This window comes from Dorea acetigenes (genome assembly GCF_025567385.1).
Classification (GTDB): Bacteria; Bacillota; Clostridia; order Lachnospirales; family Lachnospiraceae; genus Claveliimonas; species Claveliimonas acetigenes.
The window spans coordinates 163,500-173,976 of the sequence record NZ_JAOQJU010000004.1 but is presented as its reverse complement, the minus strand read 5'-3'; the positions used below and the strand labels follow the sequence as shown (position 1 = coordinate 173,976).

Here is a 10,477-nt window from a genome sequence, read left to right as displayed (position 1 = left end):
ATCAGCTGAAGCGGAAACGCGTTCAGTTACATCCGGAAAGACTGATCAGCTCTTAGCGGAATGCGTGGTCAGATGAGCCGGAATTTGCAAGAGATTCCCATCTTCTTCATAAGCTGTTCTTCCCTCTTCTGGCATGTAAAGAGCAGAATCTGATTCTCCTGCCTGGCAAGCCATCTAAGTGTGTTTTCCAGCCGGACATCATCATAGAATGCAAATGTGTCATCCAGGATAATGGGATACTCCCCGCCATACAACATCTGCCCCACTGCCATACGCAGCGCAAAGTAAATCTGCTCCAATGTCCCCTGGCTTACCCGCTCCATCCCGATCTTTCGGTCGGCCTTTATCAAACTCATATGCAGGCTTTCATCCGCCACAAGCCGATGGTACCTGCCTCCCGTTATCTCTTCTATAATTTCAGACGCCCGTCGGTTCAGTTCCTGCGTCATCTGTTTCTGTATATCTGCAGATAATTCTTCCAGCCTTTCCATTGCCATCGTAACAGCTGCCCGCCTGCGGTCATGCTCCTGGTAATCCTGGGGAAGCTCCGCCAATTCTTCCATCTGTTCCTGCATATTCTCATATTCTATCTGCTTTTCCTTCCACTCACTGCTCACATGGGCGCGCTCCCACAAAAGTTGTTCTTTTGATGCTTTCTCTTCCTCCGGCGTGATTTCTTCCAGAATAATTTCCGGCGGCGTCTTCGCCTTTTTTTTACTTTCCTTCAGACGGTTCCACACATAAATTCCTCCGGCGAGAGCGATAACAATTGTAAGAAAGGCGTTCCACGGCTTCGGCACAAAGAGGAAAGCGGCTATGATAACTGCCAGGATTCCGATAACCTCCAGAGGATGTATCCGCCATTTCGACGGCCGGATTTCATCAATCATTCTTTTATTCTCCCGTCCCTGTGCTTCACGGCCTTCCTTCTCCCGCTTTTCCCTGCAGGCAATTGCTTCCTCTACGTCCTCAAGCTCTTCTTCCAGCCTGTGCATGTCCCGCCACACATAGGATGCCTCTTGCTCCAACTTCTCCCTTTGCACCTGCCGTTCTTCCATCATCCGCTTCTCTTCCCGGTCTATCTCTTTCCGGCGTGCCAGCAGCGCATTTTGTGCTGCCGCCAAATCAATCTCACCATCTCCGGTCATATAATAATTGGTAGCATAATTTTTCAATTCGTCCGCCAGCGCCTGGCTGGTTTTTGCCCGAAGCTGCCCGATATCGTAGGTGTCTCCGTATCCGGCGGCATCAAGTCCGGAAAGCAGCATCTCCAAATCTCCGTCTGCCACCGACAATTCCTCTCCATCCTCCAGACAAACCAGCCGTGCACCCTTCTGGTATTTATCAAAATGTCTCTCCAGCCGAAACCGTTTTCCTCCACATTCAAATATCATCACACCTGCATAATAATTGGGATTCTCCCAGGGTTCGTAACGGCTGAAGGTATCATTCACAGAAGCTCTTCCCCGCCCCCGTTCCATTCCAAACAACATACCTCTGATGAACGTGTGAACGGTCGACTTCCCGGCTTCGTTCTCTCCATATAATAACTGAATTCCTCCCTGCAGATTTACCCTTTTCTCTGTAAACCTGCCGAAATTATTCAACTCCAGTTCTCTAATCTCCATGCCTATGTCCTCTTCGTCTCCATTATTGCACGAATTCCTTCACACAATGCCTGATATTCTATGCCATCTTGCGGACATTCTGCAAAACTCTCGATATATCTGCCAATCAGGTTATCCCGGTTTTGTCTCCACAGTTTTTCAAAATCGTACGCCGGTTTCGTCTGGTCCGTAATCTCGACAATATTCCCCAGGGTATCCATATCCTCCAGGTCAAAGGCGACTTCCGGATCTCTGCTGCCTGTAAGCGTAATTTTATACAGATTCTGCACACCCCGCTGCTCGATCTGCCCGCAGATTTTGCTGCGCAGTTCAAATCCGCTCATCTCCCGGTTGACTTCCACATCCATATGGACGTATTCCCTTAATGCAAAAGGTACAAATGCAATCTCACAACCTTCCTCCGTGATTTCTCCCTTTATAAATCCATGTGCTCCGGTATCATTTTTATCTATAGGTTCCAGCGCCCCCGCATATGCCGCCCTGCCCGGGACTAACTCCTGAGGTTTGTGAATATGTCCAAGTGCAATATAATCATATCTTTTGTCAATTAAATTGTTTATTTTTATGGGTATATGCCTTTCATCGCCGCCGTGGGCAAGCAGAATATGATACTTCGTGTTCCCCTCCGGCACAATCCTGTCATAAAGGGGAACCTCTATCTCTCTGCTATGATAGCTCAGCCCATACACCGTCGTGTCGATATCCGGCAGAACAATCTTCTCCGGTTCCCGGCTCAAAATCATATGTACATTTTTGCTCCAGGAATAGCCCTGATAATAAGAACCCTTCTTTATATAATCATGATTCCCGGCAATGAGTACTACCTGCGTTTTCGTAAGTCCCGCAAATAAATATGCCACATCCTTCAGTTCCCGCCGAAGCGGCTGTCTGTGGAAGAGATCTCCCGCAATCAAAAGCAAATCCGTCTTTTCTTCTTCACACAGAGTTACCACCCGTCGGAAGCTATTCCAGATTTCCCGGCTCCTCTTTGCGCTGTACTCTCTTCCAGCGTACGGTTCTGCCCCCAAATGGACGTCTGCGACGTGTATGAACTTCATGCTGATTTTCTCCTCCCTCCTGCTTATCCCTGGATGGCAGTGTTACAATAAACCGGGTATAGGATTCGTCGCTTTTGGCAATAATTCTGCCATGATGCAGCTCCACAATCTCTTTTGCAATCGCAAGTCCAAGTCCGGCGCCTCCGGTTTCCGTGGAACGCGAATTGTCCAGGCGGTAGAAACGCTCGAAAATTGTCTGTAATTTAGAACCCGGTATCTTCTTTCCTTCATTCGTAAATATAATCTCCACATCTCTTCGCTTTTCATGTGCTTCTATCCGGATTGTCGTTCCTTCATAGCAATAAGCAATGGCATTACGGAGAAGATTATCAAATACCCTTGCAAGCTTGTCCGGATCTCCATATACCTCCAGGTTCTCCTGGACTTCTACCTCGCAGGTCAGTTTCTTCTCCTGAAGCACGCCGTACAATTCATCCGCAATCTGCTCCAGCATCATGGTCAGATTCAGTTCCACCGGCTCCAGCTCCATGTTCTGAAGATTAAATTTCGTTATATCAAAAAATTCGTTAATCAGTTCTCCCAGCCGGATTGCCTTCTCCAGGGAAATGTGCGTATATTTCGCCCGCTCCTCCACCGGCATGTCGGGATGACTGTCCAGCATCGTCAGATATGCTACCACAGAAGTAAGCGGCGTCTTCAGATCATGAGCAAGGAAAAGAACCAGGTCATTTTTGCGCTTCTCACTTTCCACCGCCTCCAGCTCCTGACGCTTAATCGTCGCTTTGATTTCATTTAACCGGATTTCAATCGGCTTCAATTCTGTAATCAGATGAATCGGCTCCGTTGACTCAGACAGAATATTCTCAATTCCATCCCCCACCTGATCCAGGTAGGTTGTCATCTTAGAAAGCGCCACATAGAAAAACAGTGCGAAGAGCAGCAGAAATCCCAAAATCATAAAAAAAATCTTATTATCTCCGATTAATTGCCAATATAAATCAATGGCGGTCTGTTCTTCCATATGAAAGGCCATCATCACCTTCACGAATGCATTTGCAAAGGTGTCATTATAAATGCCGTCAATCACATAATTCAGAAGAAAGCCGCCAACAAGTACAGTCAGCGCAGTCACCAGCACTGTCTGCAATAGAATACTAAATTTCAGTTTCCGATAATTATTCTTCAACCTTATACCCTACTCCCCACACTGTTTTGATGAAATCCGTCTTGCCGGTCGGAATACTCATCTTCTCTCTCAGGTGCCTGATATGTACCATTACCGTATTATTGCTGTTTTTATAATACTGTTCATGCCATACCTTTTCAAAAAGCTCTTCCGAGCTTATGACCTTTCCCCGATTCTCACAAAGCAGCCACAGAATATCAAATTCTATAGGCGTCAGCGTCAGGGACACTTCATTATAAATACATTCGTGGGAAGTACGATTCAGGAACAATCCGCCGAAATCAATCACATCACCTGTTTCCTTCCCACCGTCATTATACTGAGTATACCGGCGCAGCTGCGCCTTCACTCTTGCAATCAGCTCCAGTGGATTAAAAGGCTTGGGAATATAGTCGTCCGCGCCCATAGTAAGACCCGTAATCTTATCAATGTATTCTGTCTTAGCCGTCAGCATAATCACCGGAAATGTATATTTTTCTCTGATTTTCTTAAGAATCTGGAATCCATCTATATCAGGAAGCATAACATCCAAAATTGCAAGATCTATCTTCCGCTCCTTCACGCAGTCCAGTGCATCCTGCCCGGTATAAAATTTGTACACCGTATATTGGTCATTCTGAAGATACAGTTCGATTACATCCGCAATCTCTCTCTCATCGTCTACTACTAATATATTCATACTACTCTCTTTCATTCTTATAATTCACAGTTATTCACAGTCCTCGGGAACGGGATTACGTCTCTGATATTCCCCATTCCGGTCAGATACATCACGCATCTTTCAAATCCAAGACCAAAACCGGAATGGCGTGTGGAACCGTACTTTCTAAGGTCGAGATAGAAGCCATAATCTTCTTCCTTAAGCCCAAGCTCCTTCATACGTCCCAGCAGCTTATCATAGTCATCCTCTCTCTGGCTTCCTCCGATAATCTCTCCGATTCCCGGCACCAGGCAGTCCACTGCGGCAACCGTTTTGTTATCGTCATTCATCTTCATATAGAATGCCTTAATTTCCTTCGGATAATCGGTTACAAATACCGGGCGTTTGAAAACCTCTTCCGTCAGATAACGCTCATGCTCTGTCTGCAGGTCTGCTCCCCAGGACACTTTATACTCAAATTTGTCGTTATTTTTCTCAAGAAGCTCAATTGCCTCTGTATATGTTATTCTTGCAAAATCAGAAGAAACTACATTATGAAGCCTGTCCAAAAGCCCCTTGTCCACAAAAGAATTGAAGAAATTCATTTCCTCCGGCGCCTGTTCCAGCACATAACCTATCACATACTTCAGCATAGCCTCCGCCAGCATCATGTCATCATCCAGATCTGCAAATGCCATCTCAGGCTCTATCATCCAGAACTCCGCCGCATGTCTCGTCGTATTAGAGTTCTCCGCGCGGAAAGTAGGTCCGAAAGTGTAAATATTGCGGAATGCCTGGGCATAAGTCTCGCCGTTTAGCTGCCCGCTCACAGTAAGGTTCGTCTCTTTCCCAAAGAAATCCTGCGTATAATCGATACTTCCATCTTCGTTCTTCGGCAGATTCTCCATATCCAACGTAGTAACCCGGAACATCTCTCCCGCCCCTTCACAGTCACTTCCGGTAATCAGCGGTGTATGCACGTATACAAAACCTCTCTCCTGGAAAAACTTATGGATTGCATAAGCCGTCAGAGAACGCACACGGAAAACCGCCTGAAAAGTATTCGTTCTCGGCCTCAAATGAGAAATTGTCCTGAGATATTCGAAACTATGCCGTTTCTTCTGCAAAGGATAATCCGGCGCAGAAGCACCTTCCACTTCCACCGTATCTGCCTGTATCTCAAATGGCTGCTTTGCCTGAGGCGTAGCAACCAGTGTTCCCGTAACTATAATTGCAGCTCCTACGTTCAACCTGGAAATCTCAGCAAAATTGTCCATCTTGTCATGATATACCACCTGAAGCGGATCAAAAAATGTCCCGTCATTCACCACAATGAATCCAAAAGTTTTGGAATCCCTGATACTGCGCACCCAGCCTCCGACAGTCACCTTCTTATCCAGATATTCTTCTCTGTTTTTGTATAATTCTCTGATTGTAATCAAATCCATACCGATAAGCTCCTTTTCTTTCTCTAATTTCGTCCGCGTATGCTCTGACATACAGTATAATGACAGTATAACATAAGCTTCCCTTTTTTAAAAGTTATCTTAAAAATTCCCCCTGAAGACCGAAGCCATGATCCATCGGACCACTTCCTCTGCCAAGATCCAGCATTGCCTCAAGAGCCCCTGAAATATATGCCTTTGCCCGCTCTACTGCTACGTCCAGGCAGAACCCTTTTGCCAGATTGGATGCAATGGCGCTGGAAAGAGTACATCCTGTCCCATGCGTATTAGGATTTTCAATACGTTTTCCGTAAAACCACCGAAAAGAACCGTCATGACAGAGAAGATCGTTGGCGTCATTTAGCTGATGACCGCCCTTCAGGAGCACGGCACATCCATAGTTCTTATTAATGTTCTCCGCTGCCCGGATCATATCTTCCTCTTTCTTAATCTCCATCTGTGCAAGCACTTCTGCCTCCGGAATATTCGGCGTAAGAACTGCTGCCAGCGGAAAAAGCCGCTCCTTCAGCGTATGGATTGCTTCATTACCAATCAGCCTTGAACCGCTGGTAGCAACCATAACCGGATCCACCACAATATTTTCTGCTTTATATTCTTTCAGTTTATCTGCAATCACACAAATCAACGGAGCAGATGCTACCATCCCTATTTTCACTGCATCGGGATAAATATCCGTAAAAATACTATCCAACTGCTTTCCTAAAAATTCCGGTGTCACTTCCATAATGTCTGCCACTCCCGTCGTATTCTGTGCCGTCAAAGCAGTAACCGCACTCATGGCATACACGCCATTTGCAAGCATCGTCTTAATATCCGCCTGGATTCCCGCGCCTCCGCTGGAATCACTTCCCGCAATTGTTAATGCTGTCTTCATCTCTCTCTTCCTTTCGCCACGTAAGTCCAGAATTTCTGAAAATCTTTCAGATTTCCCAGATAAATATCCGCAGTCTCCTTTATTTCTTTTTGAACAGCTTCACTGGAACTGTCGTATAGACCCACTGTCTGAAAGCCTGCTGTCTTCGCTGTTCGTATGGCATGTATCACATCTTCAAAGACATAAATTTCTTTCGCTTCTATTCCAAGAAACTTTTCCGCTTCTTTATAAACAACTGGCTTTCTTTTCCCAACTCCTACTTCTGTGCAAGTAAATATTCTCTTAAAATAGTGCAGTATCTCCAACCGTTTAAAAGCATGTTCAATCTGATCCCGTTCACTGGAAGTTGCCACCACCATGGGAATCCCTTTTTCATCCATTGCCTGCAGGAAATCTTTCGCCCCGTCTTTTAGCTGTGCTTCATAGTAATAAAAATCTCTTACCATATCCAGGATGCCCTGTACAATCTGTTCTATACTTTCTTTCAGACCATACCGCCGCATCACATAGGCGGCGCCTTCCTCCAATGTCATAGGAAACAAAACCTCACTCAGATTCGCTTCCGGCTCTATTCCCCGGCTTCTTACATAGCGAATTCCTACATCTTTCCAAATAAACATAGAATCTAAGAGTGTACCGTCCACATCAAAGATAGCTCCTTTTATCATATCTTTCTTATACCTCCACCATCTTCTCTGTGGATTCTCTCAACTGTGCCGCAGCCGCTTCGATATCTTTCTGAGCAAAAATGGCGCTGATAACAGCAATGCCGCATACTCCGCTTCCCGCAAGCTCCATCACATTTTCCTTACTGATTCCGCCAATGGCAATAACCGGAATATGCACCGCCTCACAGATAGCCCGCAAAATCTTATGATCTACTTCCCTGGCGTCTGCCTTAGAATCAGTAGGGAAAACAGCTCCCACACCCAAGTAATCCGCTCCCCGCTTCTCAGCAAGCACCGCCTGTTCCACTGTCTGGGCAGACACGCCAATAATCTTATCCGGTCCGAGCTTTGCCCTTACATCTCCTGCCTCCATATCACTTTGCCCTACATGAACTCCATCTGCATCCACTGCCAGCGCAATCTCCACACTGTCATTAATTACAAAAGGCACCTGATATTTCCTGCATAGTTCTTTTATTTCCCGTGCCTCGTTTAGAAACCGTCCTTCATCCAACTCTTTTTCCCTAAGCTGAACAAATGTGGCTCCGCCCTTCAGCGCTTTTTCCACCTGACTGTACAGAGTCTCCCCTCCAAGCCAGCTTCTGTCTGTCACCGCATATAGTAGTAAATCCTTCTTATCGCACCTCATAATTTGCTCCTTTATCTAATGTATCTTTATCCATATTATAAATCGCATCAATAATCCGATTACGGTATGTGGAATTTCCATCCCCTTCCTGCATCCGGCTAAATCCAATTTCTCCCGCAAGCCCCATGGTGCAGACAGCAGCGGCAGCAGCTTCCAGCATATGATCCGGATTCGCCACAAGAAACGCTGTCATCATGCCGGACAATTGACATCCCGTACCTGTAATCTTCCCCATCTCCGGGCGCCCATTGCGGATAACATAGCACCTTTCACTGTCAGCCACAAGATCAATCGCACCTGTAATAGCAGCAACACTCCCAGATTTTTCCGCAAATCTCTTAGCAAACCGCACTGCATCTTCCAGATTTTCCTCTGTCACAGCATCAGCTACATCCGCATCCACTCCCTTTGTGGTTCCGCTTCCCCGGGCAAGCGTCTTAATCTCAGAGATATTTCCACGGATAACATCAAATTTCACTTCCTTCATTAATTTCAACGCTGTATCCGTCCGCAGTGTACTGGCTCCCGCGCCCACCGGATCCAGCAGAACTCTGTGATTCAGAGCATTCGCTTTCTTTCCGGCCGTAAACATGCTCTCAATACTTCTCTTATTCAACGTCCCGATATTAATATTCAATCCACCACAGATAGCAGTAATCTCAGCCACATCCTCCGGCTCATCCGACATAATCGGGCTTCCGCCACAAGCCAGCAATACATTTGCCACATCATTCACCGTAACATAATTCGTAATATTGTGCACAAGCGGCACGCATTTCCTTACATTTTCAATATATGTGCCTAACATACCTAACTCCTCCTAGTATTTTATCAATAGTCACATTATACTACAAAAAAGACTTATTACCATAAATATTTGTCTCAAAGTACATTCGCTCTTTTCGCTTCCTATTCAGAATTTTTTCTTTTCTCCTGATGCTTTTTTATCGCCACATAAATCCATAACCCGATATGAAGGCATTGTAACCATCCTTTAATCAATAATCTTTTTTATATATAGCTTGCTACCTCTAATAAAACTATATCGAGTTTCTATTTCATAAACTACATTTTCTTCTCCTTGCTCTATAATCACTTCATTACTATAAATAAGTCCTGTTGATGTTTGTGCCATGACAAAAAAATTATATTCTTTATTTTCTATGGGAATTTCAAGTATCTCTCCATTTGCAATAGGATAAAATTCACCGCTGCATCTATTCTCCGTCCCAAATATTTTTTTACATTCTGTTAATGATCCATCAATAACACACCAATATTTAATCCATATTCCTACTCTAGATTTATTCCTTTTGACAATTAACTTTCTCATATTTTCTTGCCTCCTGTCAGACACTCCATTTGCACTTGTCAATACACCCGCTGCAACCGTTACCGCTGCAACGCCTAACATTGCTGGTGCCGCAACACCACATGCTATTACCACTGCACCTGCTCCGCTCCCAGCCCATCCACATCATCGGCATTAACGAACCTTCCAATCACCGGGTCATAGTACCTGCTTCCCAGATAATAGAATCCTGTCGCTTCATCATAGCAGTATCCGCGGTAGCGGAACGGATTCAGCGTACCAATCTTCATACTGGTAGTATCCGTCGTGGACACCGGGACTCCCCAGGTATCATACTGATAGCTTACCACCTGCGTCCCTTCACTGTCAATCAAACCAATTACATCCCCCTGAAGATTGTAGAGGTAGTAATAAGTATTACTTCCCTGTGATATAGAGAACGGATTCCCATCCTGGTCGTAGGTGAATTGTAGCAGCTTACCGTTATCTGCGATCGCCACAATCTGATCGCCATTCCAGAAGTATTCAATCTCCTTTTCGAGTTGTTCACTCTGATAAACCTGGGTTTTTACCCTTTTACCGTCTGCATTATAATCATAGACGATCCTACATGGCGGCAGGGAAACAGATTTCAGCAGCCATCCTCTCTCCCAGGTCATTTTCCAGCCATTACGGTAGGTAACCGGATTCCCCATTCTGTCATAGAGGATCGGACAGAGATGCAATCTGATTCCCACGGTTTTCCAGAAGGAACAGTTTATTGTCTGCATAAGTGGAGATGTCTCCTCCATTTGTCACGACTCTTGCACCGCTGCCCACGGAGTTCTCTGCACCTCCTACAATTCCCATACCTTCTGCAGACTGTGGGTTATAGATGGCATAGACATCTCCTACCTTTACGAACTGGAACTTCTGCGCCTGGTTCGTGCCGGAATAAGTCTGCAATACGATTGCCGGTCTGTTAATGCCGGAATCGTTTGCAATCCTTGTCAGCGCCATTCCCGGCGCGCACAAAGGATGTAGAGAATAGTTACT

12 protein-coding genes are annotated in these 10,477 nt (G+C 45.5%); all 12 read right to left on the bottom strand.

What is annotated here, in order from left to right:
- Positions 1-68 precede the first annotated feature (68 nt).
- On the bottom strand, positions 69-1,628 hold the full coding sequence (locus OCV99_RS06440) for an ATP-binding protein (RefSeq protein WP_158369259.1): 1,560 nt from the start codon (positions 1,626-1,628) through the stop codon (positions 69-71).
- Positions 1,629-1,630: 2 nt separating this feature from the next.
- Positions 1,631-2,686, bottom strand: coding sequence for a metallophosphoesterase family protein (locus tag OCV99_RS06435; protein WP_158369257.1), 1,056 nt, complete (start codon positions 2,684-2,686; stop codon positions 1,631-1,633).
- Complete coding sequence (locus OCV99_RS06430) at positions 2,592-3,833, bottom strand: sensor histidine kinase (RefSeq protein ID WP_158369255.1); 1,242 nt, start codon at positions 3,831-3,833, stop codon at positions 2,592-2,594. Before OCV99_RS06430 ends, OCV99_RS06435 begins: the two co-directional genes overlap by 95 nt.
- On the bottom strand, positions 3,823-4,512 hold the full coding sequence (vanR, locus tag OCV99_RS06425; protein WP_158369287.1) for a VanR-ABDEGLN family response regulator transcription factor: 690 nt from the start codon (positions 4,510-4,512) through the stop codon (positions 3,823-3,825). Before vanR ends, OCV99_RS06430 begins: the two co-directional genes overlap by 11 nt.
- Positions 4,513-4,529: 17 nt before the next feature.
- Complete coding sequence (asnS, locus tag OCV99_RS06420) at positions 4,530-5,921, bottom strand: asparagine--tRNA ligase (RefSeq protein WP_158369283.1); 1,392 nt, start codon at positions 5,919-5,921, stop codon at positions 4,530-4,532.
- 94 nt (positions 5,922-6,015) lie between these two features.
- On the bottom strand, positions 6,016-6,813 hold the full coding sequence (gene thiD / locus OCV99_RS06415; protein ID WP_158369253.1) for a bifunctional hydroxymethylpyrimidine kinase/phosphomethylpyrimidine kinase: 798 nt from the start codon (positions 6,811-6,813) through the stop codon (positions 6,016-6,018).
- A complete protein-coding gene (locus OCV99_RS06410) occupies positions 6,810-7,481 on the bottom strand; it encodes an HAD family hydrolase (RefSeq protein WP_158369251.1) in 672 nt (223 codons plus the stop codon). The genes thiD and OCV99_RS06410 overlap by 4 nt, the downstream gene beginning before the upstream one ends.
- 7 nt (positions 7,482-7,488) lie before the next feature.
- Positions 7,489-8,130: a thiamine phosphate synthase gene (thiE, locus tag OCV99_RS06405; protein WP_158369249.1), complete on the bottom strand. Its 642-nt coding sequence runs from the start codon at positions 8,128-8,130 to the stop codon at positions 7,489-7,491.
- Positions 8,117-8,938 carry a hydroxyethylthiazole kinase gene (thiM, locus tag OCV99_RS06400; protein ID WP_158369247.1) on the bottom strand — a complete coding sequence of 274 codons (822 nt, stop codon included), beginning with the start codon at positions 8,936-8,938 and terminating at the stop codon, positions 8,117-8,119. The genes thiE and thiM overlap by 14 nt, the downstream gene beginning before the upstream one ends.
- 186 nt (positions 8,939-9,124) lie before the next feature.
- Positions 9,125-9,577, bottom strand: a complete 453-nt coding sequence (locus tag OCV99_RS06395) for a hypothetical protein (protein ID WP_158369245.1) — start codon at positions 9,575-9,577, stop codon at positions 9,125-9,127.
- Positions 9,571-10,212: an RHS repeat domain-containing protein gene (locus tag OCV99_RS06390; RefSeq protein WP_262575039.1), complete on the bottom strand. Its 642-nt coding sequence runs from the start codon at positions 10,210-10,212 to the stop codon at positions 9,571-9,573. The genes OCV99_RS06395 and OCV99_RS06390 overlap by 7 nt, the downstream gene beginning before the upstream one ends.
- On the bottom strand, positions 10,142-10,441 hold the full coding sequence (locus OCV99_RS06385; protein WP_262575037.1) for a hypothetical protein: 300 nt from the start codon (positions 10,439-10,441) through the stop codon (positions 10,142-10,144). The genes OCV99_RS06390 and OCV99_RS06385 overlap by 71 nt, the downstream gene beginning before the upstream one ends.
- Positions 10,442-10,477: the final 36 nt, after the last annotated feature.

Coding starts and splice junctions, on each gene's coding strand:
- OCV99_RS06440 (WP_158369259.1), bottom strand. CDS start 1,628: ATGGAGATTAGAGAACTGGAGTTGAATAATTTCGGCAGGTTTACAGAG.
- OCV99_RS06435 (WP_158369257.1), bottom strand. CDS start 2,686: ATGAAGTTCATACACGTCGCAGACGTCCATTTGGGGGCAGAACCGTAC.
- vanR (WP_158369287.1), bottom strand. CDS start 4,512: ATGAATATATTAGTAGTAGACGATGAGAGAGAGATTGCGGATGTAATC.
- asnS (WP_158369283.1), bottom strand. CDS start 5,921: ATGGATTTGATTACAATCAGAGAATTATACAAAAACAGAGAAGAATAT.
- thiD (WP_158369253.1), bottom strand. CDS start 6,813: ATGAAGACAGCATTAACAATTGCGGGAAGTGATTCCAGCGGAGGCGCG.
- OCV99_RS06410 (WP_158369251.1), bottom strand. CDS start 7,481: ATGATAAAAGGAGCTATCTTTGATGTGGACGGTACACTCTTAGATTCT.
- thiE (WP_158369249.1), bottom strand. CDS start 8,130: ATGAGGTGCGATAAGAAGGATTTACTACTATATGCGGTGACAGACAGA.
- thiM (WP_158369247.1), bottom strand. CDS start 8,938: ATGTTAGGCACATATATTGAAAATGTAAGGAAATGCGTGCCGCTTGTG.
- OCV99_RS06390 (WP_262575039.1), bottom strand. CDS start 10,212: ATGCAGACAATAAACTGTTCCTTCTGGAAAACCGTGGGAATCAGATTG.
- OCV99_RS06385 (WP_262575037.1), bottom strand. CDS start 10,441: ATGGCGCTGACAAGGATTGCAAACGATTCCGGCATTAACAGACCGGCA.